This is a genomic window from Pseudomonas sp. zfem001 (genome assembly GCF_032621725.1).
In the GTDB taxonomy this organism is placed as follows: Bacteria; Pseudomonadota; Gammaproteobacteria; order Pseudomonadales; family Pseudomonadaceae; genus Aquipseudomonas; species Aquipseudomonas sediminis.
Window position 1 is genome coordinate 350297 of sequence record NZ_JAVYJI010000007.1, and the last position, 24547, is coordinate 374843.

Sequence of the window (24547 nt, forward strand, 5' to 3'; positions counted from 1 at the left end):
GTCAGCCGAGATTATCCTGGATCAGGCTCAGCACGCGGCGCGATACGTCGGCCGGGGCAATGGTGTTGAGGTCTTTTTCCACGGTGACCTGGACGCCATCGCCAACCGGGGTCAGGCGCACCTGATAGCGCTCGGCGCGGGCTTCGATCTCTTCCTTGCTCGGCGCGCTGCCGAACAGGCGACCGAAGAAGCCTGGCTTCTCTTCGTTGATCTGAGCACCTTCGGCCATGTTGATGTAGTACAGGCCAAGGCTGCGGTTGAGGTCGTCGACGCGCACGTTGCCGAGCTCCAGCGAACGGCCGACGCCGGACCAGGCGCGATCGAAATCGGCGCCGAGGTTGAGCACCGGGTTGCCGTTGCCGTCTTCACTCAGGCTGACGCGGCTGGGCGCGTCGTAGTCGCGTGCTGCAAGCAGCGACACCGAGCCGCCCTGCTCCACGCCACGAGCCATGCTCACCAGCATTTCGTCGAGCAGTGCAGCTTCGAGGCTGCTGGCGTTGCTGCTACGGGCAGCGAAATCGACATCGGCGGTGCTGCCAGCAGGACGCTCGGCGCTGCTGACGAAGACTTCGCTGGTGTTGCGCTGCACGCCCGGCTCGATGCGCACGCGCACGCGGGTTTCGGCATCCGCCGCAACGCCGGTTACGCGGCTGCTGAGGCTGCGCGCCATGCCTGCGGAGAGATCATCGAAACGCTGCCAGGCGGTGGTGAACTCACCGACCTGCGGGCGCTCGCTGGCGATGCGGAAGCCGTTGTCTTCGAAGAACTGACGCGCCAGCGGCCAGACTTCGGCCGGCACGCGCTGGGCCACGACCCAACGCGAATCACCACTGCGCTGCAGGGTGAATTCACGTTCATCAGCACGTACCTGCAGGCCTTGCGGGCGCGGCACTTCGAATTCAGCGGGGGTAGCGGTGGTGCTGGCAATCTGAGCGGGCACCGGCAGCAGCGGGTCGAGGCGTTTGGCCTGGACATCGGCCGGCAGTTGCATCGGTGCAGTCTGGCGCGCTTCCAGGTAGTCGCTGCCGCGATCACGGAAGTAGCCATTTTCACCCCAGAGCCAGCCACAACCGCTGGTGCTGGAGACGATCAGAGCAAGGGCGGAAAATCCGGCCAGTCGCTTCATGCGTAGAATCCTTGAGTTAAGCCAATACACCGCACTGGCGCATGGCCTGGCGCAGCGGTTCGTGACAGCGCGGGCTGAGCCAGGTCAGCGGCAGACGAATACCGTCGCCCATCAGGCCCATTTCGTGCAGCGCCCATTTCACCGGAATCGGGTTGGATTCGAGGAACAGTGCCTTGTGCAGCGGCATCAGACGGTCGTTGATGGCACGGGCGATGGCAGCCTCGCCACGCATGGCGGCGGCGCACAAGTCGCTCATGGCACGCGGCGCAACGTTGGCGGTGACGGAGATGTTGCCCTTGCCGCCCAGCAGCATCAGCTCGACAGCGGTGGCGTCGTCGCCGGAGTAGACGAGGAAATCCTTGCTGACGCGATCCAGTACGTCCTGGGCGCGTTGCAGGTCGCCGGTGGCTTCCTTGATGCCGATGATGTTGTCGATCTTCGACAGGCGCTCGACGGTCTCCGGCAGCATGTCGCACACGGTACGGCCCGGCACGTTGTAGAGGATCTGCGGGATCGAGACGGCTTCGGCGATGTGGCGGAAATGCAGGTACAGGCCTTCCTGGGTCGGCTTGTTGTAGTACGGGGTGACCAGCAGGGCGGCGTCGGCGCCGACTTCCTGAGCGGCACGGGTCAGCTCGACCGATTCACGGGTGGAGTTGCCACCGGTGCCGGCGATCACCGGGATACGACCGGCAACCTGCTTGACCACACGTTTGATCACTTCGATGTGCTCGGGCACTTCCAGCGTGGCTGACTCACCGGTGGTACCGACCGCGACGATGGCATTGGTGCCCTCTTGCAGGTGGAAATCCACCAATTTGCTCAGGGCCTCCCAATCCAGACCACCCTGCGCATCCATGGGCGTGACCAGTGCCACCATACTGCCCGCAATCATGCAACCGCTCCTGCCGGAAAATTTGAGCCGTAATGGTACTGGTGCCACCAATCCGGCACAAGCAACGGACACGGGCTTATCAGGTCGTTTGCACATGACCTGCGTTTTTCCGCGACCGGCTATCGGCGCAGGCCGTCGTCCGATGCACAAGGCTTCGCCATTCCCCTCGGCGGTGCTTTTCGCTAACCTGCTGTCTTTGGTCTGCGGCTTCTCACGCGCGGACCGTTCATCGCTTTAGGAAGGCTGCATGTCCACCCCCCCCGTTCGCGAACAATTCCTCGTCATCAGCGCTCTCGGCCGCGATGCCATGGCCCTGACCAATCTGCTCAGCCGCACCAGCCATGAGAACCGTTGCGCGGTGATCAGCACTCGCCTGAGCCGTCACGGTGAATTCAGCGCCCTGGTGCTGCAGGTGTCCGGTAGCTGGGATGCACTGGCGCGCCTGGAGTCGAGCCTGCCGCTGCTGGCCAAGAAGCATGATTTCAGCGTGGACCTGGCGCGCAGCGCCGCCGCCGAGGTGCGTCCTCAGGCGCTGCCTTATGTGGCCTATGTCAGCGCCGTGTACCGCCCGGACATTCTCAACGAGCTGTGCCAGTTCTTCATCGACCACCGCGTCGAGCTGGAAGCCCTGACCTGCGACACCTACCAGGCGCCGCAGACCGGCGGCACCATGCTCAACGCCACCCTGACCGTGACGCTGCCGGCCGGCACGCAGATCAGCTGGCTGCGCGATCAGTTCCTGGATTTTGCCGATGCGCTGAATCTTGATGCCTTGATCGAACCCTGGCGCCCACAGAATCCATGACGATCTGCTGCGCGTCGGCCCTGCTGCGTTAGAAACAGGTTCGGCCTGCTCATTTACCACTCGTGGAGTCGAGCGTGATTCCGACCGGCCTCACCTGTTTCTGCGGGGCCGCCATCGGTATTGCATGGCTCTAGCTCGCGAGATCGCCGACAACCTCTGAATGAAGGAGTTTCCATGCCCGTAGAACTCGACAAAGCCGTTGCCGACTTCCAGGCCGAGGCCACCAGTGGCCAGCAGGTAAAGCTGTCCGCCCTCAAGGGCCAGCAGGTCGTGTTGTATTTTTACCCGAAGGACGCAACCCCGGGCTGCACCACCGAGGGGATGGACTTCAGTGCTCGCTTCGAGCAGTTCAAGGCGGCCAACACGCTGATCTTCGGCGTGTCGATGGACAGCCTGAAGAAGCACGAAAGCTTCAAGAGCAAGCAGGCGTTCCCTTTCGAGCTGATCAGCGACGAAGAACATCAGCTGTGCGACCAGTTCGGCGTGTACCAACTGAAGAAGAACTATGGCAAGGAATACATGGGCATCGTGCGCAGCACCTTCCTGATCGACAAGGACGGCGTGCTGCGTGAAGAGTGGCGCAACCTCAAGGTCGCCGGCCATGTCGACAAGGTGCTGGCAGCCGCCGAGGCGCTGCATAAGGGCTAAACGGCGCACCCTACGGCATCGCTGGATGCCCTGAAACCTGAAAAAGGCCGCATTGGCGGCCTTTTTCGTTGGGCTGGGCATCCGTGCTTGCTGTGCTGCGCGGCCGAAGCCGCTCCTAACAACCTGGTAAGGCTTACGCAGATACCGGCTCGGTACGCGGCCAGGCGTTGATCACAGCCTTGAACAGGGTGGCCAGCGGAATGGCGAAGAACACGCCCCAGAAGCCCCACAGCCCGCCAAACAGCAGCACCGCACAGATGATCGCCACCGGATGCAGGTTGACCGCCTCGGAGAACAGCAGCGGCACCAAGACGTTGCCGTCGAGCGCCTGGATGATGCCGTACACCACCATCAGGTAGAGGAACTGGTCACTCCAGCCCCACTGGAACAGGCCGATCAACGCCACCGGCACGGTCACCACCACCGCGCCGATATAAGGCACCACCACCGACAGGCCAACCAGCAAAGCCAGCAACGCCGCGTAGTTGAGGCCCATGTAAGCGAAGGCGATGTAGGTGGCCACGCCGCAGATGATGATCTCGATGAACTTGCCGCGGATGTAGTTGGCGATCTGCTGATTCATCTCCTGCGCCACCTGCGTGATCAGGGCGCGCTCACGCGGCAGGTAGCTGCGGAACCACTGGCCGATCTGCTCGCGGTCCTTGAGGAAGAAGAACACCAGGATCGGCACCAGCACCAGGTAGATCATCACGCTGACCAGCATCGGCAGGCTGGACAGGGAGAACGACAGCGCCCACTGGCCGAACTTGCCAGCTTCGCCGCGCATGCTGTCGATCAGTTGCACGACCTGCGCGTCAGTAATCAGGTTCGGATAACGCTCCGGCAGCAGCAGGAACACCGATTGCCATTCGGCCGCCATACGCGGCAACTCATTGAACAGCGTGCTCAACTGTTGCCAGAGCAGCGGCATCAGCACCAGCAGGAACACCGTGAGGCCGCCCATGAACAGGGTGAACACCAGCCAGACGGCCAGCACCTGCGGCATCTTCAGACGCTCCAGGCCGTTGACCAGCCCCTGCATGAGAAAGGCCAGCACCAGGCCAGTCAGCACCGGCGCGAGCATCCCTCCCAGGGTCAGTACCAGTGCAAAACCCAGCACCAGCAGTACCGCAAGCACCACCGCCTGCTCATCGGAGAAATAGCGATGCAACCAGTCGCGAATAACCTTGACCATCAGAATTCCTTAACGCAGAAAAATGCCGGTTCTTTCACTACGCCCGCCATATGAAAAATGGCGCACGCCGCGCATGAATGGCGACTGGGATATGTTTCAAGCTGCAACAGCTGTTCAGGCCTTGCGCAGCCAATAGCGGTAAACGCCTGCCTCGAGCTCTTCATGCAGCAGAGCGTGCCCGGCCAGGCTGGCGAAGGCACGAAAGTCGCGCTGCGAGCCGGCGTCAGTGGCGCTGACCTTGAGCACCGCGCCACTGGCCAGGCGATTGAGCTCGAGCTTGGCCTTGAGCAAAGGCAGCGGGCAGTTCAGCCCGCAGGCATCGAGTTCAGCATCGAAAGCCGGTACGTCTGTCATCATCTACTCCTGATAGGTCGGCTAGGATACCCAAGCCGCCACAACCCTGGCCAGCGCGGTAGCTGGCCGGCTACAGTAACGCCTTTACCTCCCGAGAGCCCTGAGTGCATGACTTTTCTGCGCCCCACCCTGCTGACGCTGGCCTGCCTGTTCGCCGCCCATACGGGTGCCAGTGATCTGCCGTCGCTAGGCGACGCCAGCTCCTCGATCGTCTCGCCCCAGCAAGAACACCAGCTCGGCCGCGCCTGGCTCGGCCTGCTGCGTGGTCAGGTTTCGCAACTGGACGACCCGCAACTCAAGGATTTCGTCGAGTCCAGCGTCTATCGTCTCTCGGAAACCAGCCAGCTGCAGGACCGCCGTCTGGAATTCGTGTTGCTCAACAGCCCGCAACTCAACGCCTTCGCCGCCCCCGGCGGGATCGTCGGGGTCAACGGTGGCCTGTTCCTCTATGCTCAGACCGAAGCCGAGTACGCCTCGGTGATGGCCCACGAATTGGCGCACTTGTCTCAGCGCCACTTCGCTCGTGGCGTCGAAGCGCAGCAACGCATGCAGTTGCCACTGATGGCCGCCATGCTTGCCGGTATCGTCGCCGCTGCTGCAGGTGCCGGTGATGCGGGTATCGCCACCATCATGTCGACCCAGGCCGCCGCCATTCAGGAACAACGCCGTTTCTCCCGGCAGAACGAACAGGAGGCCGACCGTATCGGCCTGGTCAACCTGGAAAAGGCCGGCTACGACCCGCGCGCCATGCCGCTGATGTTCGAACGTCTGATGCGTCAGTACCGTTACGACGCCCGTCCACCGGAATTCCTGCTGACTCACCCGGTGTCGGAATCGCGTATCGCCGATACCCGCAACCGTGCCGAGCAGTACCCGGCCACAGGCCGCGAAGACAGCCTGCGCTATCAGTTGATGCGCGCCCGCGTACAGCTGACCTACGAAGAGACGCCGGGCGTTGCAGCCAAGCGCTTTCGCGCCATGCTCGACGAGAACCCGCGCATCGATGCCGCGCGCTACGGCCTGGTACTGGCGCAGATGAAAACCGGTCAGCTCTCTGAAGCAGGTGAAACCCTGGCGCCGCTGCTGAGCAAGAGCCCGGACGACATCACCTACAACCTGGCGCAGATCGAGCTGGATATGGCGGCCAACCGGCTGGACGCCGCCGAGCTTCGTCAGGAGCGCATGTTCGCCCTCTACCCGAGCAATTACCCGTTGCAGCAGGCCCGTGTCGACCTGCTGCTCAAGCAACGACGCATCCCCGATGCCGAGCGCGCGCTGGACAATCTGCTCAAGACTCGCGCCAAGGACCCGGACGTCTGGTACCAGGTCGCCGAGGTGCGTGGCCTGAGCGGCAACACCATCGGCCTGCACCAGGCGCGCGCAGAGTTCTTCGCCCTGGTCGGCGATTACAACCAGGCCATCGAACAGCTGGATTTCGCCAAGCGCCGCGCCAGCAACAACTTCCAGCTGGCTTCGCGCATCGATGCCCGTCAACGCGAGCTTTCCGAAGAAAAACGCCTGGTCGAGCAGATGCTGCGCTGATCCGGAGCATAGTGGTGCGCACGGCGCACCTTACCCGTCGCCCATGGCAGCACCGTAGGGTGCGCTGCGCGCACCGAAAGCAGCGTGGTAGCCCGGATACAATCCGGGACAACAGCGGCAAAATTCCCCGGATTTCATCCGGGCTACGTCAGCCTGTGAATACAGCGCCACGCAAAGAAAGAGCCCCGCACTTGGCGGGGCTCTTTTATTTCAGCGGACGGCTCAGGCGCTTTGTGCCAGGTCCATCAGCTCACGGTTGGCCACCGCGTACATGGCGTAGTCGGTGCCGGTCGCCGAACGCAGCTCTGCCAGCATCGCCTTCCAGCGGTCAACCAGGCGTTGGTGCTGGTCGAGCCACAAGGCCACGCGCGCTTCGATCTCCTGCGGACCATCGGCCATCTGCAGCACCGACACGGTGATCGCACGCTGCTGCCAGTCCAGGTCGTCACGGAAGGCTTCGCGAGCCAACGCTTGCCAGTTGTTCTCTACCGGCAGGTTGGTGATCTGTTGCAGGTACCAGGACAGCTCCAGCGAACCGCCGACGGCGAAGTAGGCCGTCGCCACCTCACTGGTGTCCTTGCCGGTGACGTCCGCCGCTTCAATGATCGGCAGCAGCGTGTACAGATGGCTGGTGCCAGCGACCACGCGCGCCAACTCTTCTGGCGTGCCGGCTTCGACGAAGCTCTGGTAACGCGCCAGCCACTGCTCGCGGGCCGGGCCTTCGAGCAGTTCGTCCAGACGACCAACCAGCGCTTCGATGCGCGGCGCGAAATGCGCCACGTCGCGCGCGGCATCCAGCTCGTTGCGGCGGCTACGCAGGAACCAGCGGGTAGCGCGGCGGCCCAGGCGCATCAGCTCGTCCATCAACTGCAGTTGCAGATCGGCCGATACCTTGTAGTCCAGCGCCTCGATCTGCGCCCACCAGTGCGGCAGGCGGAACAGATCACGCACGATGACATAGGCGCCAGCGACGTTGGCCGCGCTCATGCCGGTGGACTCCTTCAGGCGCTGCACGAAGGTGATGCCCATGTGGTTGACCAGGTCGTTGGCGATCTGCGTGCTGACGATTTCGCGCTTGAGGCGGTGACGGCGCATGGCGTCGCCGAACTTCTCGGTGAGGATCGCCGGGAAGGCGGTTTCCATCTCGCGCGCCAGGTACTCATCGTCCGGCACCAGGGACTTGAGCAGCGACTCCTTGAGGTCGATCTTGCTGTAGGAGATCAGCACCGACAGCTCCGGCCGGGTCAGGCCCTGGCCATTGGTGGCGCGTTCGTTCAGTTCTTCGTCCGACGGCAGGAACTCCAGGGCGCGGTCGAGCTTGCCGGCGCCTTCCAGCGCATTCATCAGGCGCTTGTACTCGCCAACACGCTCGCGGGCGCGGCGCTCGGCCAGCGACAGCGCCTGGGTCTGCTTGTAGTTGTTGCCCAGCACCAGCTCGGACACATCATCGGTCATCTCGGCCAACAGCTTGTTGCGCTGCTTCTCGGTCATGTCACCAGCGGAGACGATCTCGCCGAGCAGAATCTTGATGTTCACTTCGTGGTCGGAGCAGTCCACGCCACCGGCGTTGTCGATGAAGTCGGTGTTGCTGGCGCCGCCATGCAGGCCGAACTCGACGCGACCGAGTTGGGTCATGCCCAGGTTGCCGCCCTCGCCCACCACCTTGGCGCGCAGTTCGCGACCATCGACGCGCAGGGCGTCGTTGGCCTTGTCGCCGACGTCGCCGTGGCTTTCCTTGCTGGATTTCACGTAGGTGCCGATGCCGCCGTTCCACAGCAGATCGACCGGGGCCTTGAGCAGCGCATTGAGCAGCTCGGTGGGCGCCAGCTTGTCGGCGGCGATATCAAAACGCGCCTTCATCTGCGGGGTGATGGCGATGCTCTTGGCGCTGCGCAGGAAGATGCCGCCGCCATCGGAAATCAGCTTGGTGTCGTAATCAGCCCAGCTCGAACGCGGCAGCTCGAACAGGCGTTTGCGCTCGACGAAGCTCTTGGCCGCATTCGGGTTCGGGTCGATGAAGATGTGCATGTGGTTGAAGGCCGCGACCAGCTGCAGGCTTTCCGACAACAACAGGCCGTTGCCGAACACGTCGCCGGCCATGTCGCCGATACCGATCACGGTGACATCATCCTTCTGCACGTCGATACCGCGCTCGCGGAAGTGACGTTGTACCGACACCCAGCCGCCCTTGGCGGTGATGCCCATGCCCTTATGGTCGTAGCCGGCCGAGCCGCCAGAGGCGAAGGCGTCACCGAGCCAGAAGTCGTATTCGGCGGCGATACCGTTGGCGATGTCGGAGAAGGTCGCGGTGCCCTTGTCCGCCGCCACCACCAGATAGGGGTCGTCGGCGTCGTGGCGTACCACGTTCTGCGGCGGCACCACCTCGCCTTCCTTGAGGTTGTCGGTGATATCCAGCAGGCCGCTGATGAAGATACGGTAGCAGGCGATGCCCTCGGCCATCACCTCGTCACGCGAACCACCGACCGGCATCCTGCGCGGCACGAAACCGCCCTTGGCGCCCATCGGCACGATCACCGCGTTCTTCACCTGCTGCGCCTTAACCAGGCCGAGCACTTCGGTACGGAAGTCCTCTTCGCGATCCGACCAGCGCAGGCCGCCACGGGCGACGTCGCCGAAGCGCAGGTGCACACCCTCGACGCGCGGACTGTAGACGAAGATCTCGAACTTCGGCACCGGACGCGGAATATCCGGAATCAGGCGCGGGCTGAGTTTGAAGCTGAAATAGGACTTGGCCGCGCCGCTGGCATCGGCCTGGAAGAAGTTGGTGCGCAGAGTGGCTTTGATCAGGTCCAGGTAGCGACGCAGGATGCGGTCTTCGTTGAGCACGGCGACGTTGTCCAGCGCAGCCAGGATGGCCTGCTCGAGCTTCTGCTGCTTGTCTTCCAGATCATCGGCGGTGAGCTTGCGCGCCAGGTAGAAACGGGTGCGGAACAGGCGCACCAGTTCCTTGGCGATATCGGCGTGGTTGACCAGGGTGGCGGCGATGTAGCTCAGCGAGAAACCCAGACGGATCTGTTTGAGGTAACGCGCATAGGCACGCAGCAGCGCCACGTCGCGCCAGGGCATGGCGGCGGTCAGCACCAGGCGGTTGAAGGCATCGTTCTCAGCAGAGCCACCGACGATGTTGATGAAGGCATCCTGCAGGGTGTCGTTGAGCTGCTGGATGTCGACGTCCAGACCTTCGGCATAGGTGAAGGCGAAGTCGTGAATCCAGAACTCGCGGCCATCGGCACGGCGCAGCTTGTAGGGGAACTCACCGAGCACACGCAGCCCGAGACTCTCCAGGATCGGCATGACATCGGATAACGGCAACGGCGTATCGGCGTGATACAGCTTGCAGTGCAGTTGCTGGTCGCCCTGCGCCAGCGGCTGGTAGAAGCTCATCACCAACGGTTTGTCGTTGCTCAGGCTGAGCAGGTGCTGCATGTCCACCACCGCCGAGTGCGGGGCGAAACGCTCGCGGTAACCGGCCGGGAAGCCGCCGGGGAATTCGGCCAGCACACTGGTGCCCTGGGCTTCACCGAGGCTTTCCACCATCAGGCTGGCGTAGTCGTCCTTCCACGAACGGCAGGCCTGGATGACTTCCTTCTCCAGACGCACGGGGTCGATCTGGGTCTTGTTCTTCGGATCGACGCGCAGGATGAATTGCACACGCGCCAGCACCGACTCGGAGAAGAAGGTCCAGAACTCGCAGTCGGTAGCCTGCAGGCGCTCCATCAGCACCTGCTGGATCTTCATCCGGGTTTCGGTGGAGTACACGTCGCGCGGCACGTAGGCCAGGCAGTAGCAGAAGCGGCCGTAGGGATCGCGACGCAGGAACACGCGAATCTTGTTGCGCTCCTGAATCTGCACGATGGAAAGCGCCGTGCTGAACAGATCGTCCACCGGGGTCTGGAACAGGTCGTCACGCGGCAGCACCTCTAGCACCTGGGCCAGTTCCTTGCCCAGGTGGGCGCTGCTATCGAAGCCGGAACGCTGCTTGATCACGTCCACCTTGCGGCGGATGTAGGGGATGTTCCACACGCTCTCGGCGTACACCGCCGAGGTGTACAGGCCCATGAAGCGGCATTCCTTGACCACGTTGCCCTTGGCATCGAGCTCGCGGATAGAGACGAAATCCGGATAGGCCGGACGGTGCACCCGGCTTGGTACCGCGGCCTTGGCGAAGGACAGCAGCTGCGGCTCGCGCAGGTAGGCCACCGCCTCTGGCTCGATATGCAGCTCCTCGGCGCTCAGCCCGGTGCGCAGGCGCTTGGATAGACCGAGCAGGGATTTCTCGTCGTAGACCATGCTGCCGCCATCGGCGGTCGGGGCGACGGTGAACTCCTCGTAGCCGAGGAAGGTGAAGTGGTTGTCCAGCAACCAGTTCAGGTAGACCTTGATTTCATCCAGCTCGGCCTTGTCCACCTTGAGCTTGGCGCGATCGAGCCAGGCCAGCAGCTCGCGTGCCTTGGCCTTCATTGGCTGGAAGTCAGCGACGCTCATGCGCACGTCACTGAAGACTTCGTGAATGGCCCTCTCCAGGGTTTTCAGTTCGGCGGAACTGGAGCAGCGGTCGATCTCCAGGAACATCAGCGCTTCCTGCAGCACGCCTTCGCCCTGAGTACCGCGCGGCAGGATTTCCAGCAGCTGGCCATTATTGTCGCGGCGCACGCTGAACACGCTGTTCTGCAGCGTGTGGATGCTGTAGCCATGGCGGTTCAGTTCCATGCGCACCGAGTCGACCAGGAACGGGATGTCGCCATGCAGAATTTCCACCGCGGTGTGGGTGGACTGCCAGCCGTGTTTCTCGTAATCGGGGTTGAAGGTACGCACCTGCGGTTTGGCGTGATCGAACTGCTCCAGCATGTGCCAGGCCGACAGGGTGCAGCCGACCAGGTCGGACAGACGCCGCTGGGTCAACTCCTCGAGGGCGATGATGCCGAAGAACTGTTCGGCGAACAGGGCTACTTGTGGCAGCGCCTGCTCACTCACGTGCTGTGCCAGGGCCGCTTGCAGTTGGTGCTGGAAGTCGGCTTTGCTGGCCGCCGTAAAGAACGCCATGGTTTTGCTCCATTGGGCTAGTGGTTCGACAGGAGGTCTGGATCGCTGCCGTGAGGTGTTAGTTCAACGTTAGTCCATGAAGCGACAATGACACTTGCGAGTCGCATGCGGACCGGCGTGAAGAGCGCGACCGACGGGTCACACATAACCAGCGAGCTTAACGAGGGATGGCCTGCAACCGCTTGCGGCGCTGCGACATTTTCTTTCAAGGCTGCACCGACACGGTGCAAAGGGAGAAAAAGCCACGGCCCGCCACCGGAGAATGAACGGGCCATGGCAGGAGGTCAGGCGCCGCGCATCGCCTCGGGCAGCGCCAGTACGATCTGCGGGAACAAGGTGATGAGGATCGCCGCCAGCACCAGCAGGAGGAAGAACGGGAAACTGGCGCGTGCGACCGCGCCGAGATTACGCCCGGTGAGGTTCTGAATGACGAACAGGTTGAAACCCACCGGCGGGGTAATCTGCGCCATTTCCACCACCAGGATGACGAAGATGCCGAACCACAGCAGATCAATCCCGGCAGCCTGCACCGCCGGCAGAATCACCGCAGTGGTCAGCAGGATGATCGAGATCCCGTCGAGGAAGCAGCCCAGGGCGATGAAGAACAACGTCAACGCCAGCAGCAACAAGTACGGCGACAGCTGTTTGGCGATGATCCAGTCGGCCAGCGCCGCCGGCAAACCCGTGAAGCTCATGGCCGAGGTCAGGTACGCCGCACCGAGCAGAATGAAGAAGATCATGCACGAGGTGGACACCGCGCCCATCAGGCTGGCCATGAAGGTTTCGCGGGTCAGCGCTCCCGAGATCAACGCGATCAGCAGCGCACCGACCACACCCACAGCCGCTGCCTCGGTGGCTGTGGCGATGCCGCCGTAGATCGAGCCGATCACCGCGACGATCAGGCCCAGCACCGGAATCAGCAGCTTGGCCCGACGCAGTTTGTCCATGAACGGCAGGCGCTCACCCTCCTCCGGCAGCTTGCTGCGATTGCAGGCGGCCCAGAGCATCAGGTAGCCGCTGAAGATCGCCAGCAGCAACAGGCCCGGCAGGATACCGGCGATGAACAGGCGTGAGATCGATACCTGTGCCGCCACGCCATAGACGATCATCATGATCGACGGCGGAATCAGCAGACCGAGCGTACCGGCACCGGCCAGCGAGCCCATGGCGATGGATTCCGGATAACCACGCGACTTCAGCTCCGGCAGAGAGATACGCCCGATGGTGGCAGCGGTGGCCGCAGAAGAGCCGCTGACCGCCGCGAACATGCCGCAGCCGAACACGTTGACGTGCAACAGCCGCCCCGGCAGGCCACGCATCCAGGGCGCCAGGCCGTTGAACATGTCTTCGGAAAGACGGGTGCGATAGAGAATCTCCCCCATCCAGATGAACAGCGGCAGTGCCGTCAATGTCCAGCTGGCGCTGGAAGCCCAACTGGTGGAGGCGAGAATCGAGCCAGCCGGCGCACCGCCGAACAGCTCCATGCCAATGATGCCGACGCCGAGCAACGACAGGGCAACCCAGACGCCGCCGCCAAGCAGCACGAACAGCGCCAGCAGCAGGGTGATTGTAATGATTGTGTAGTCCACGGGTTCACTCACGAATGCAGTGCGGTGATGGCCGCAATTAAAGGTCGAGCCCGCAGGCTCACTCGCTCATCGCCGTGCCGGCTTCGACAGCTTCGAAGCGCTTGCCCTGGCAGGTCAGCACCAGGCGCTCGGCCATCGCCACCACCAGAATCAGCGTGCCCAGCAGCATCGGCAGTTGTGGCAGCCACATGGGAATCGGCAACAGGCCGGACGACACTTCCTTGAACTCGTAGGACTCCAGCACGAACAACGCGCAATACCAGGCCATATAGGTAGCGATGCCCAAACCGACCAGCGTGGCCAGTACATCGACTACACGGCGGCCGCCAGCAGGCAGCAGCCGCAACATCAGTTCCACACGGATGTGTGCGCCACGCTGCAGCGCGTAGGGCAAGGCGAGAAAACCCGATGCGGCCATCGCGTAGGCGGCGAACTCATCGGCGGCGGGCACCATGGTGCCCAGCTGGCGGGCGACGATCTGCGCCACGACCAGCAGGCAGATCAGAACGAGAAACACGCCGGACAACCATCCCGACAGGGTGTAGAGCTTGTGCAGTGGGGTCATGAACTACGGGCTCCCTGGGCAAGCCACAAGAAAAGCCCGCCGCAATCAGCGCGGCGGGCAGCAGAATCAACGCTGGTAGCTATCGAGAATCGCCTTGCCATCGGCTCCGGCGCGTTTGAGCCACTCTTCGGTCATGGTCTGGCCGATCTGCTCGAAGCCGCTCTCCACCGCTGCCGGGGCTTGCTCGGATACCTGCATGCCGTTGTCGGCCAGGGTCTTGACCAACTCGCCGGTCTTCTCCTGAGCAATCGCCCAACCGCGCTCTTCGGCACGCTTGGCCGCCTCCAGCACTGCATTCTGAGTCGCTTCCGGCAGGCGGGCGAAGGCGCGCGCGTTGACGATGACGAAGTTCTTCGGAATGAACGCCTTGACGTCATAGTAGTAGGAGGAGAAATCCCAGGCCTGGGAGTCCACACCGGTAGTCGGCGAGGTGAGCATGCCGTTGATCATGCCGGTACTGAAGGCTTGCGGGATTTCGCCGGTCTGGATCACGGTCGGCACTGCGCCCATCAATTCGGTCATGCGCGAAGTGGCCGGGTTATAGGCACGGAATTTCATGCCCTTGAAGTCATCCATGCTCGTCACCGGGGTTTTGGTGAAGATGCTCTGCGGCGACCAGGGCATGGCGTACAACAGCTTGATGCCCTGCTTGTTCAAGCGCTCTTCCACGGCCGGACGGCTCGCCGCCCACAGGGCCTGGGCCTGCTCGTAGTTGCGCACCAGGAAGGGCACGCTGTCGATTTCGAAGATCGGATCTTCGTTGCCCAGCACCGACATCAGTACGTCCCCCACCTGCACCTGGCCGGTCTGCACGGCGCGCTTGACCTCAGGACGCTTGAACAGCACCGAGTTGGCGTGCACACGAATCTGCAGTTCGCCAGCGCTGGCCTTCTCTACATCCTGGGCAAACTCTTTAGCCACGGTGGTGATGAAGTTGCCATCAGGGTTCTCGGCGGTCATGTTCCAGCGCTCGGCGGCCTGGGCACCGAAGCCCAGTGCACAAGCCAAAGCGGTGATAGCGAAACGCGATGCGATGCTTTTCATGGTGCTCTCCTGTTCATTGTTTTTTGTGCGCCGCAAGGCGCGGCTGGAAGACGATTTCGAGTCTCAGCGCATCGCCCTACCCTGTCCAACTAGAAAAACCGGAGGCGCATGATCGGAAATCGTTATGGGATGAAAGGGGGCATTTCTGCAGCGAATGCACCAGCAGCGGGCAGCCTTTGAAGGCCCCGCAAGTGGGTGAAATGAAGACGATCAGGCGCTCTGCTGTTCCGGCGCTGGCGCGACTCGCGCCATGCAGGATTCGCCCATTTCCTCGGCGTAAACGTCCAACGCCTCACAGGCCAGGGCGATGATGTCTTCGCTGAGTTCCAGCCCCACGCCCGTGCGCCAGGTAGCGACCACCGGCAAAGGCGGCGGCTCGGGTACATCGTCAAGAATGGTCAGCAGGCCTTGCTTGAGTTCGTCATGCACCAGCGCTGGCGGCAGCGCGCCGATACCAAAACCGTCGCGCACCAGGCGCGTCATCGCGGCGATGGAGTTGACGCAGTTGATGCGCGGCGCGCTGACGCTGCCGGCATGCAGCAGGTTGAGAATGTCCTGATGCGGTCGCGAATTCTTCGAGAAGGTGATGATGCGCTCGCGTGCCAATTCCTCCATCGAGGCATAGCAGCGGTGGTACAGCGAACCGGCCGGAACGATCCAGCGCACCGGAAATGCGGCCAGTTCCAGGTTGCGCACACTGTCGCCGTTGACCATATCGGTCTGGAACACGATATCCAGATAGCCCTTGAGCAGTTGCTCGTTGAGGTTGCGTGCAGTGTCGGCGGTCAGTTCGATCTCCACTGCCGGGTAGCGCTCCATCACCCGTGTTACGAACGGACTCAACCAGGTGTGAATGACGGTATCCATGGCACCGACGCGAATACGCCCCTGAATCTTTCCGGTATCGCTGATCGACTGTTTCAAGGCCTGCATGGTGTCGATCATGCGCTCGGCGTATTCGAGCACCTTCTGTCCTTCCGGAGTCAGCGATACGCCTTTGGAGTCACGCAGAAAAAGACGCGTGCCGAGCTCGTCCTCGAGCGCGGCGATGCGGCTGGAAATGGACGCCTGGGTGCTGAACAGCTTCTCGGCTGTCAGGCGGAAACTCTTGAGCCGTGCCACCCAAACGAAGGTCTCGAGAAATCTCAGGTTCATGCCGCAACGCCTCTTCGCAATGTTCTTCTCAGGGGCTGATTGGCAGCGCCCACGCTGCCTCAGGCGTAGCAGGTTGTATGCCAGAGGTTTTTCGCCCGGCCGATGAATTTTCCTATCGCTGGCCCCCTGTTTTTTCTCGTTGGACGCCGCCGAACAACGCTTTGAAGAATGGCGCCGCGCTATGCGCAGACCAAAACAACATCATTCAAAACGCGCTCTGCCAAGCAGCCGCCCACGTCGGCTGCGCGCTCCCAACAGGAGACACTGCACCATGAAACCTCATTACCCATTGGCATCCGCGCTGCTGCTCGGCGGCGGCCTGCCAACCCTCGCGCATGCCGATTTCATCGCTGACAGCAAAGCCAGCGTCGAGATGCGCAACTTCTATTTCAACCGTGATTTCCGCCAGAGCGGCGCCCGTGAAAAGGCGGAGGAATGGGCGCAGGGCTTTCTGCTGCGCATGGAGTCGGGCTACACCGAGGGCACCGTCGGTTTCGGTATCGATGCATTGGGGATGCTCGGTCTGAAGCTCGATTCCGGTGACGGCACGGCCGGCAGCGGCCTGCTCCCGGCCGACCGCTCCGGCGGCTCGCAGGATGAGTATTCCAAGCTCGGCCTGACCGCCAAGGTGAAGGTCTCCAACAGCACACTGAAAGCCGGCGCCCTGCACTTTCGCAGCCCGATCGTCTCGGCCAACGACTCACGCCTGCTGCCGCAGACCTTCCAGGGTGCACTGCTGAATGTGCAGGAAATCGACAACCTGACCCTGCAGGGCGGCAAGATCAACCGCATCAAGGCCAACAGCTCCACCGACTACACCGAGATGACCGGCAACCGCATCGGCGGCAACAGCGACTCTTTCGTGTTCGGTGGCGGTGAGTACAAGATCACCCCGCAGCTCACCGCCGGCCTGCACTACGGCACCCTCGAGGATATCTACCAGCAGTACTACGGCACCCTGGTGCACGTGCTGCCGCTGGGCGATGGCCAATCGTTCAAGACCGACCTGCGCTACTCGCAAAGCCGCGAGGACGGCAACTTTCGCGACCTCGACAACAAGGCTTTCGGCGCCATGTTCACCTACAGCCTGGGCGGCCACGCCTTCGGTGCCGGCTACCAGCGCATGAGCGGTGACGACCCGTTCCCGTACATCGCCAGCAGCGACCCGTTTCTGGTCAACTTCGTGCAGATCAACGACTTCGCCAACGTCGAGGAGCGTTCCTGGCAGGTGCGCTACGACTACAACTTCGCCAGCATCGGCATACCCGGGCTGACCTTCATGACCCGCTACATCTCCGGTGACAACGTCGAAGTCGCCGGTCGCAGCAGTGAAGGCAAGGAATGGGAGCGTAATACCGATATCACTTACGTGGTGCAGAACGGCCCGCTGAAGAATCTCGGGCTGAAATGGCGTAACGCCACGGTTCGCTCCAATTTCGGCAACGATCTCGACGAGAACCGCCTGATTCTCAGCTACACCCTGCCACTTTGGTAAGTACTCAACTCATGATGGGGCCCTTGCGGCCCCGTTCGCGTTTCTCGGGAAACAGGATAGTCATAGACTTTTAATCAAGTTGTATGACAACTTGCCGACTCCTGAGAATCATCCTGAAGAAGATGGCGAGGCGTTATCGTGAGCTTTTTACTGTCCTGGCAACAAAAATTCCGAGCCCTTATCGCGCTCACCCTGATCAGCCTGATCCTGATGGCGGCCGCTTCGTTATGGGCCAACCATCGCGTCAGTAGCGCATTACAGGCGAGGGAACAGGCGGCAGCCTATGCCAGCGCCAGTACCCAGCTGATGAACAACTGGTGGCAACAGAACGCACTGCGCCAACAGATCACTCCCGATCTGCAGGCAGAATTCGACAGCGGTCTCAATGAGCTGCAAGAACTCATCGGACAACTGTTGACGCAGGCACAGGCACTGGAAGACGACGCCACCTTGCAATACGCCCAGCAGATTCAGACCGTGCTGCTGGAAGAACTGGCCCAACAACGCCAATGGCTCAGCCTCAATCAGACCCTGGGCCTGACCCCCTTCGAGGGCCAGCGCAAAACGCTGACCGAGAGAGGCAAGGCCTTGGAGGCGATCAGCTTCGATCTGATCAAACCGTTCATCAGCGGCGCCCTGAGCAGCCAACGTGACTACCTTTCCACCTTCGATCCAGCCTTCGCCCAGATTGCCCTGACAGCGATCGGCAAACTGCAGGAGCAGATCACGGAGCTCGAATGGCAGGACACGCCGATCGGCAAGAACGTGCAGGGTTATGCCCAGGCGTTCGGCGATATCCATGGCAATATCGAGCGCATCAACGCGACCAATCAGCGCCTGCGCCAATTGGGCGAACAGTTGCAAACGCGCATCGAAGAGCAGGCGCAAGCCCTGCAAAGCGGCCTGCTGCAGCGCCGCACGCAGGAAGCCGAACAGGCGCGCCTGTCGGCACTGTGGATGATGGGGCTGAGCTTCCTTGCCGTTGCTGCCCTGCTCTGCTTCACCCTGCTGCAGGCGTCGCGCACGCTGGTCACCCGCCTGCGCAATGCTACCCAGTTGCTCACTCAGGTCGCTTCTGGCGATCTCACCGGCAAGCTACCGGTAGGCAGCAACCCGCGTGACGAATTCAACCAGTTGGCCGAATCCGCCAACCGCATGATCCAGGGCATCGGCGGCATCGTTGCCGAAGTGGTGCGCGCCAACGGCGAGCTGAGCCGTCTGCACCATCACCTGGGCGATGCCATGCGCCAATTGGGTGACAACAGCACCCAGGTGGAAATGCAGACCGAGCAGGCTGCATCGGCCTCGCATCAGATCAGCGCCACCCTCAACGACATGGCGCAGCGCACCGCCGAAGTCGGCACAGCCACCACCAGCGCTTACGATGCCGCGCGCGATGGCGGCAAGGTAATCGCTGCCAGCGTCGACAGCATGAGTCGCCTGGCGCAGTTGATTCAGGACACCCACAGCCAGGTCGATGCTCTCGGCCAAAGCAGCGCACGGGTCAACGGCATCGTCGATGTGATCAACAGCCTCGCCGACCAGACCAACCTGCTCGCCCTCAATGCGGCCATCGAGGCGGCAAGAGCGGGTGACGCCGGCCGCGGCTTCTCGGTGGTGGCCGATGAGGTGCGCTCCCTGGCGCAGAAGACGGTCTCGGCAACCACCGACATCAGCGCCATCGTCAGCGAGTTCCAGCAGCAGACCCGTCACATGCACCAGTTGATGAGTAACGGCCTGAACCTGGCCGCCGACAGCGAGCGACATGCTGCTCAGGTAGCCGACGCCATCAGCTCCATCACCTCGGCGATGGAGCGCCTGACCGGCGAGATGAACCAGGTCGTGGTGGCCATCGAGGAAGTGTCCACCACCACCGAAGACATCGCCGACAAGATGGAAACCATCAACGTGCATACCGGGCAAAGCAAGGATCTGCGCTATACCCTGAGCGGCCATACCGAGGGGCTGTCGTCCCAGGTCGATGCACTGGGACGCAGCGCCAGCCAGTTCCGACTGGCCTGAATGCAGCCAGAGCCCGGTCGCCATGACGACCGGGCGTTCACATCGACGGACTAGCGTGGCAGCCCATCGAGATACGCCTCGATGATCTGCGCGTACTCCTCACCTGCACGCGCCAACCATTCTTCGGTGAGCTGCTGACCCACCTCGGCCAGATCACGGTGCAGTTGCGGGTCGATGTCCTGCACCACGGTCATGCCGCGCCTGGCGAGCATCCGCGTCTGATAACCGGTCAAGGCCCAGGACAATTCCCACCCTGCCCGCTCGGCGCGCTCACCGGCATTCAGTAACGCGCGACGCTGGGCCTCTGGCAGACGCTGGAAAGCGCGCTCGTTGACGATGACGATGTTCTTCGGGATGAAGGCGCGCACGTCGTAGAAGTGCGAGGCGAAATCCCAGGCGCGCAGGTCCATGCCGGTGGCGCTGGAGGTGAGCATGATGTCCACCTGCCCTGCACGGAAGGCCTGCGGTACATCCTCGGTATTGATGGTCGTCGGCTGAGCGTGGAGCAAATGAGCCAGGCGCGAGATGGTCGGGTTGTAACTGCGAAAACGCAGATCGCGAACGTCCTCCACAGTCTGCAGCGGGCGATTGCTGAACAGGCTCTGCGCCGGCCACGGCACGGCGTAAATCAGGCGCACGCCATCGGCTAACAGGCGGCGCTCCACCGCCTCACGGCTTACCGCCCAGAGCTTGCGCGCCTGCTCGTAGTCGGTGGCGAGAAACGGCAGACTGTCCAGCTCGTAGATCGGATCTTCATTGCCCAGCGCAGACATGAACACATCGCCGATCTGAATATCGCCACGGCTTACCGCCGGCTTGACCTCGGGACGGCGATACAGGGTGGAGTTCGGGTGAACGCGAATATCCAGCTGGCCTTTGGTGGCCTGACGAACATTCTTGGCGAAGTCCACCGCCACGCGGCTGATGAAGTTGCCGGCAGGCTGTTCCACGGACATGGACCAACGTTCAGCGCCGTACAGGGGTAACGCCAGAGGTAGAGCGACAAGTAATGCGCAAAACACGGACATGCAAGGTACGGTCTTCATTGGGTTGCCCCCGTAGACTGGTAGACCAGGTACATGAGTCGATTGGAAAGAAACGCAAAAGCCCCCGGGTACGGGAGACACCGGGGGTTGCGCCAGAACGGCGCCAAGGAGCGTCTCACCCAGTCACTGTCGAGGGCCGAGACAATGCTGTCCAACCGGAAAAACCGGCGCCTGGCGATCAGAAAATCCGATGCGTGCACCATCAGCTTTTCCTATCTCCGGCGGATGTTTTAATTAGTTGGACGCTTCTCGGCGGCGCCGGAAAAATGAAGCCAACGCCCAGAACAGCTCAAAGCTGTCGGACCACATCCATGCACGCCATGATTAGGATGCTCACTTGAACAGCCTGCTTTTGAATTGCGACATCGGCGAAAGCTTCGGCGCCTGGACCATGGGCCTGGACGCCGAGGTCATGCCCTACATCGACTGCGCCAACATCGCCTGCGGCTTCCACGCCTCCGACCCCAGCGTGATGCGCAAGACCGTGGCCCTGGCCGTGGCTCACGACGTACGTATCGGTGCGCACACCGCCTATCAGGATCTGGTCGGTTTCGGCCGTCGTTCGATGGACTGCACGCCGCAGGAAGTCGAAGACCTGATGCTCTATCAGATCGGTGCGCTGGAAGGCATCTGCCGCAGCCAGGGTACCCACGTCAGCTACGTCAAACCGCACGGCGCGCTGTATCAGGACATGATGCGCAAGCCTGCCACCCTGCGTGCGGTGATGAGTGCCGTGGCCAAGTACAACCGCCACCTGCCACTGATGCTGATGTGCACCCGTGACAACAGCGCGGCGCAGGTCCTCGGCGACGAGTTCGGCCTTACCCTGTGGTTCGAGGCCTTCGCCGACCGCGCCTACGATGCCGCCGGTTTCCTGGTCAGCCGCAGCCTGCCTGGTGCCGTGCACCATGACAGCGAAGTGATCGTCAGCCAGGCGATCACCCTGGCGCGTGGCGAGGCACTGCAGGCCAGCGACGGCAGCGCTCTGCAGTTGAACGCGCAGACCCTGTGCGTGCATGGCGACAACGCCAGCTCGGTGGCTGCCGTGCAACGTATCCGGCAGGCCTTCGACGGCCTGGGACAGGCATGAAGGCGCCCAACGTCCGGCTGGAAGTCGCCGGCATAGACAGCCTGATCCTGCGCCTGTTCGACTTTATCGATGAAGCCAACATGCCTTGGATGCTGGCAGCCCGCACACGCCTTCAGGAAGTGTTCGGCGGCGCACTGATCGACCTGGTGCCCTCCTACACCACCCTGTTGTTGCACTACGACCTGTGCCAACTCGACAGCAACCAGGCGCGGGCAAAGGTCGCTGAAGCATTCGACGGTTTGCAACCTGCCGACCTGCAAGGCGGCCGCGAACACCAGTTGCCCACCTGGTACGACCGCAGCGTCGGTCCGGAGCTGCAACTGCTGGCCCGCCGTAGCGGGCTCAGCGAAGCCGAAGTGATCACCCGGCACAGCGGCCACGCCTATCAGGTGTTCGCCCTGGGTTTCGCGCCCGGCTTCGCCTTTATGGGCCTGGTCGAGGAAATCCTCGCCGCGCCGCGCCTGAGCACACCGCGCAAACGCATCGCTGCCGGTAGCGTCGGTATCGCCGAACGGCAAACAGCCGCCTATCCGGTGGTTTCGCCCGGAGGCTGGAACCTGATCGGACGCACGCCCAGTCGCCTGTTCGACAGCGATATCGAGGGCTATAGCCTGCTGCAACCCGGTGATCGCGTGCGCTTCGCAGCCATCGACCGCGCCGAGTTCATCCGTCTGGGCGGCGACGACAGTCCGCTGGAGGCCAGCCAATGAGCGCCCTTGATGGCGGCTTGCGTGCATTGCGCAGCAGCCCTTTCGTTCAGTTGCAAGATGGTGGACGTTTCGGCGTACGCCACCTTGGTGTGACCCAGTGCGGGGCCCTCGACTGGATCGCCCATCGCTGGGCCAACTGGTTGCTGGGCAATCCGCTGACTGCCGCCGTGGTGGAGATCACTCTGGGTAACGCCGAGTTCGAATGCAGCCGCGACGCCACCCTGGCGCTGACCGGTGCCGACCTCGGTGCACGGCTGGACGACCAGCCGCTAACACCGTGGCGCAACTTCGCAGTCCGCAAAGGCCAGCGCCTGAGCTTCGCCCAGCCGCGCCAAGGCGCGCGTGCCTACCTGGCAGCACCGGGTGGATTCCAGGCGCCAGTGGTGCTCGGCAGCTGCGCCAGCATGCTGCGTGAAGGCCTAGGAGGACTGCACGGCGATGGCCGTGCCATTGCTGTCGGCGACTCGCTGGGCTGGACCAATGCCGCTGGCGCAACGCGGCAGATGCCCGCCGAATTCATTCCCGAATACCAGGCCGCGCCTCGCCTGCAACTGGTACTGGGCGCGCAAATTGGCGACTTTCGCGGGCAGAGCCTGTTCGACGCCTTCAACAGTGAATGGCTGATCGACCAACGCGCCGACCGCATGGGCATTCGCCTGAATGGCCCGCAACTGCAATGCCAGCGGGGCTCAATGATCTCCGAAGGCATCCCCCTGGGCGCCGTACAGGTGCCGCCGGACGGCCAGCCGATCATCCTGCTCAACGATCGTCAGACCATCGGTGGCTACCCGCGCCTGGGTGCGCTGACGCCACAGGCCGTGGCTCGGCTGGCGCAATGCCTGCCAGGGCAGACCGTACACCTTGTCCCCACCACGCAGGACAGCGCCCTGCTAACCCAGCGTCAACTCCTGGCGCAGTGGCAATAGCGCTGCGTAGCAATGGCCCACCTGCGGCAATGGCGGGTCATTGCGGCGCTGGCGATCAGCCTCTCATTTCTGTTGCCAGACTGTTCATGAACAGCGCCGCAGATAGCGGCTGAAGCCGCAAATGCATTAAAGTCGGCGGTCTGCACGCGCGGCAATCAAAGCCCCGCCCATCCGCCAGAAGAGCCCTACGATGGAACACCGTGAAGCGCTGGTCGCGTTACGCCAATTTCTCTCCACTCAGATCCTCGGCCAGGAAAAGCTCATCGAGCGTTTGCTGATCGCCCTGCTCGCTGATGGCCATCTGCTGGTCGAAGGCGCCCCTGGTCTGGCCAAGACCAAAGCGATCAAGGAGCTGGCCGAGGGTATCGAGGGCGAGTTCCATCGCATCCAGTTCACCCCGGACCTGCTGCCAGCAGACATCACCGGCACCGAGATCTACCGCCCGGAAACTGGCAGCTTCGTGTTCCAGCAGGGGCCGATCTTCCACAACTTGGTGCTGGCCGACGAGATCAACCGCGCCCCGGCCAAGGTGCAGTCGGCGCTGCTCGAAGCCATGGCCGAGCGCCAGGTCTCGGTCGGACGCTCGACCTACGATCTGTCGCCGCTGTTTCTGGTCATGGCCACGCAGAACCCCATTGAGCAGGAAGGCACCTACCCGCTGCCCGAAGCGCAACTCGACCGCTTCCTTATGCATGTGAAGATCGGTTTTCCCGACGCGGCCGTGGAGCGCAAGATCCTCGCCCAGGCCCGTGGCGATGCGCTCAACGGTGAGGCCAAGCCCGAGCATCGGGTCAGCCAGCAGGCCGTGTTCGCCGCACGCAAGGAAATTCTTGGCCTGTACATGGCCGATGCCGTGGAGGAATACCTGGTGCAACTGGTCATGGCCAGCCGCACCCCGGCCAAGTTCGACGCCGAGCTGGCGGACTGGATCGCTTACGGCGCCAGCCCGCGCGGCTCCATCGCCCTCGACCGTTGCGCACGCGCTCATGCCTGGTTGGCCGGGCGCGACTTCGTCAGCCCGGAAGATATCCAGGCAGTGCTGTTCGACGTGCTGCGCCACCGCATCATCCTGTCTTTCGAGGCGGAAGCCTCGGGGGTCGATCAGGATCGCGTGATCCAGCGCATCCTCGACGTGGTGGCGGTGGCCTGAATGCCATATTGCGCGCTTGTCTCCCCTCTCCCACTTCCCCCGCGAAACGCTCCACCTTCTCCCCAGCCCTCTCCCATAAATGGGCGAGGGAACACGGCAGGATGGCGTGAGATCGATATGTCCAGC

The 24547-nt window shown here is 62.7% G+C and carries 19 protein-coding genes; 9 read left to right on the forward strand and 10 right to left on the reverse strand.

All coding sequences use genetic code 11. The features are described 5' to 3' along the window. Position 1 precedes the first annotated feature (1 nt). The gene (bamC, locus tag RTH74_RS21980) at positions 2–1126 is read right to left on the reverse strand and encodes an outer membrane protein assembly factor BamC (RefSeq protein ID WP_125836919.1); all 1125 of its coding nucleotides are present in this window, start codon (positions 1124–1126) and stop codon (positions 2–4) included. 16 nt (positions 1127–1142) lie between these two features. Further along, positions 1143–2021 (reverse strand): 4-hydroxy-tetrahydrodipicolinate synthase, encoded by an 879-nt coding sequence (dapA, locus tag RTH74_RS21985; RefSeq protein ID WP_003460631.1) that lies wholly within the window; start codon positions 2019–2021, stop codon positions 1143–1145. Positions 2022–2268: 247 nt separating this feature from the next. Between dapA and RTH74_RS21990 the strand changes: the two genes are divergently transcribed. Then, positions 2269–2826, forward strand: a complete 558-nt coding sequence (locus RTH74_RS21990; RefSeq protein ID WP_072425349.1) for a glycine cleavage system protein R — start codon at positions 2269–2271, stop codon at positions 2824–2826. Positions 2827–3000: 174 nt separating this feature from the next. Continuing rightward, a complete protein-coding gene (locus tag RTH74_RS21995) occupies positions 3001–3474 on the forward strand; it encodes a peroxiredoxin (RefSeq protein WP_316916055.1) in 474 nt (157 codons plus the stop codon). A 133-nt stretch (positions 3475–3607) separates the two neighbouring features. Here the strand turns inward: RTH74_RS21995 and RTH74_RS22000 are convergent, their stop codons facing one another. Together RTH74_RS22000 and RTH74_RS22005 are read right to left on the reverse strand one after the other, a co-directional pair. After that, the gene (locus RTH74_RS22000; protein ID WP_099523232.1) at positions 3608–4669 is read right to left on the reverse strand and encodes an AI-2E family transporter; all 1062 of its coding nucleotides are present in this window, start codon (positions 4667–4669) and stop codon (positions 3608–3610) included. Positions 4670–4783: 114 nt separating this feature from the next. Then, the gene (locus tag RTH74_RS22005; RefSeq protein ID WP_017679080.1) at positions 4784–5023 is read right to left on the reverse strand and encodes a sulfurtransferase TusA family protein; all 240 of its coding nucleotides are present in this window, start codon (positions 5021–5023) and stop codon (positions 4784–4786) included. Positions 5024–5131: 108 nt separating this feature from the next. On the opposite strand from RTH74_RS22005, the gene RTH74_RS22010 reads away from it, so the two are divergent. Next, the gene (locus RTH74_RS22010; RefSeq protein ID WP_316916056.1) at positions 5132–6565 is read left to right on the forward strand and encodes a M48 family metalloprotease; all 1434 of its coding nucleotides are present in this window, start codon (positions 5132–5134) and stop codon (positions 6563–6565) included. A gap of 222 nt (positions 6566–6787) precedes the next feature. Here RTH74_RS22010 and RTH74_RS22015 read toward each other — a convergent pair whose 3' ends face one another. The 5 genes from RTH74_RS22015 to RTH74_RS22035 all read right to left on the reverse strand — a co-directional run bounded on the left by RTH74_RS22015 (position 6788) and on the right by RTH74_RS22035 (position 15982). Continuing rightward, a complete protein-coding gene (locus RTH74_RS22015) occupies positions 6788–11629 on the reverse strand; it encodes an NAD-glutamate dehydrogenase (RefSeq protein WP_316916057.1) in 4842 nt (1613 codons plus the stop codon). Positions 11630–11913: 284 nt separating this feature from the next. Then, entirely contained in the window at positions 11914–13218 is a 1305-nt protein-coding gene (locus tag RTH74_RS22020; protein WP_179544519.1) for a TRAP transporter large permease, read from the reverse strand. A 58-nt stretch (positions 13219–13276) separates the two neighbouring features. Further along, a complete protein-coding gene (locus RTH74_RS22025) occupies positions 13277–13783 on the reverse strand; it encodes a TRAP transporter small permease (protein WP_316916058.1) in 507 nt (168 codons plus the stop codon). A gap of 66 nt (positions 13784–13849) precedes the next feature. After that, the gene (locus RTH74_RS22030; RefSeq protein ID WP_316916059.1) at positions 13850–14827 is read right to left on the reverse strand and encodes a TRAP transporter substrate-binding protein; all 978 of its coding nucleotides are present in this window, start codon (positions 14825–14827) and stop codon (positions 13850–13852) included. A gap of 210 nt (positions 14828–15037) precedes the next feature. Beyond that, complete coding sequence (locus tag RTH74_RS22035) at positions 15038–15982, reverse strand: LysR family transcriptional regulator (RefSeq protein ID WP_316916060.1); 945 nt, start codon at positions 15980–15982, stop codon at positions 15038–15040. Positions 15983–16253: 271 nt separating this feature from the next. On the opposite strand from RTH74_RS22035, the gene RTH74_RS22040 reads away from it, so the two are divergent. Both RTH74_RS22040 and RTH74_RS22045 read left to right on the forward strand, forming a co-directional pair. Beyond that, positions 16254–17477: an OprD family porin gene (locus tag RTH74_RS22040; RefSeq protein ID WP_316916061.1), complete on the forward strand. Its 1224-nt coding sequence runs from the start codon at positions 16254–16256 to the stop codon at positions 17475–17477. 138 nt (positions 17478–17615) lie between these two features. Next, positions 17616–19499: a methyl-accepting chemotaxis protein gene (locus RTH74_RS22045; protein ID WP_316916062.1), complete on the forward strand. Its 1884-nt coding sequence runs from the start codon at positions 17616–17618 to the stop codon at positions 19497–19499. Between the two features lie 50 nt (positions 19500–19549). Here the strand turns inward: RTH74_RS22045 and RTH74_RS22050 are convergent, their stop codons facing one another. Further along, positions 19550–20455 (reverse strand): TRAP transporter substrate-binding protein, encoded by a 906-nt coding sequence (locus RTH74_RS22050; RefSeq protein ID WP_316916063.1) that lies wholly within the window; start codon positions 20453–20455, stop codon positions 19550–19552. Positions 20456–20882: 427 nt separating this feature from the next. On the opposite strand from RTH74_RS22050, the gene RTH74_RS22055 reads away from it, so the two are divergent. From RTH74_RS22055 to RTH74_RS22070, 4 genes are all read left to right on the forward strand, one after another. Then, on the forward strand, positions 20883–21635 hold the full coding sequence (locus RTH74_RS22055) for a 5-oxoprolinase subunit PxpA (RefSeq protein WP_316916064.1): 753 nt from the start codon (positions 20883–20885) through the stop codon (positions 21633–21635). Next, a complete protein-coding gene (locus tag RTH74_RS22060) occupies positions 21632–22345 on the forward strand; it encodes an allophanate hydrolase subunit 1 (RefSeq protein WP_316916065.1) in 714 nt (237 codons plus the stop codon). The genes RTH74_RS22055 and RTH74_RS22060 overlap by 4 nt, the downstream gene beginning before the upstream one ends. Further along, complete coding sequence (locus tag RTH74_RS22065; protein ID WP_316916066.1) at positions 22342–23271, forward strand: biotin-dependent carboxyltransferase family protein; 930 nt, start codon at positions 22342–22344, stop codon at positions 23269–23271. The genes RTH74_RS22060 and RTH74_RS22065 overlap by 4 nt, the downstream gene beginning before the upstream one ends. A 190-nt stretch (positions 23272–23461) precedes the next feature. Continuing rightward, the gene (locus RTH74_RS22070) at positions 23462–24421 is read left to right on the forward strand and encodes an AAA family ATPase (protein WP_003460622.1); all 960 of its coding nucleotides are present in this window, start codon (positions 23462–23464) and stop codon (positions 24419–24421) included. Positions 24422–24547: the final 126 nt, after the last annotated feature.

Bases quoted from the DNA above. Each gene is read 5' to 3' on its own strand.
- RTH74_RS22050 (WP_316916063.1), bottom strand. From the start codon at position 20,455: ATGTCCGTGGAACAGCCTGCCGGCAACTTCATCAGCCGCGTGGCGGTG.
- RTH74_RS22025 (WP_316916058.1), bottom strand. From the start codon at position 13,783: ATGACCCCACTGCACAAGCTCTACACCCTGTCGGGATGGTTGTCCGGC.
- RTH74_RS22040 (WP_316916061.1), top strand. From the start codon at position 16,254: ATGAAACCTCATTACCCATTGGCATCCGCGCTGCTGCTCGGCGGCGGC.
- RTH74_RS22035 (WP_316916060.1), bottom strand. From the start codon at position 15,982: ATGAACCTGAGATTTCTCGAGACCTTCGTTTGGGTGGCACGGCTCAAG.
- RTH74_RS22065 (WP_316916066.1), top strand. From the start codon at position 22,342: ATGAGCGCCCTTGATGGCGGCTTGCGTGCATTGCGCAGCAGCCCTTTC.
- bamC (WP_125836919.1), bottom strand. From the start codon at position 1,126: ATGAAGCGACTGGCCGGATTTTCCGCCCTTGCTCTGATCGTCTCCAGC.
- RTH74_RS22015 (WP_316916057.1), bottom strand. From the start codon at position 11,629: ATGGCGTTCTTTACGGCGGCCAGCAAAGCCGACTTCCAGCACCAACTG.
- RTH74_RS22070 (WP_003460622.1), top strand. From the start codon at position 23,462: ATGGAACACCGTGAAGCGCTGGTCGCGTTACGCCAATTTCTCTCCACT.
- RTH74_RS22000 (WP_099523232.1), bottom strand. From the start codon at position 4,669: ATGGTCAAGGTTATTCGCGACTGGTTGCATCGCTATTTCTCCGATGAG.
- RTH74_RS21990 (WP_072425349.1), top strand. From the start codon at position 2,269: ATGTCCACCCCCCCCGTTCGCGAACAATTCCTCGTCATCAGCGCTCTC.
- dapA (WP_003460631.1), bottom strand. From the start codon at position 2,021: ATGATTGCGGGCAGTATGGTGGCACTGGTCACGCCCATGGATGCGCAG.
- RTH74_RS22030 (WP_316916059.1), bottom strand. From the start codon at position 14,827: ATGAAAAGCATCGCATCGCGTTTCGCTATCACCGCTTTGGCTTGTGCA.
- RTH74_RS22060 (WP_316916065.1), top strand. From the start codon at position 21,632: ATGAAGGCGCCCAACGTCCGGCTGGAAGTCGCCGGCATAGACAGCCTG.
- RTH74_RS21995 (WP_316916055.1), top strand. From the start codon at position 3,001: ATGCCCGTAGAACTCGACAAAGCCGTTGCCGACTTCCAGGCCGAGGCC.
- RTH74_RS22005 (WP_017679080.1), bottom strand. From the start codon at position 5,023: ATGACAGACGTACCGGCTTTCGATGCTGAACTCGATGCCTGCGGGCTG.
- RTH74_RS22010 (WP_316916056.1), top strand. From the start codon at position 5,132: ATGACTTTTCTGCGCCCCACCCTGCTGACGCTGGCCTGCCTGTTCGCC.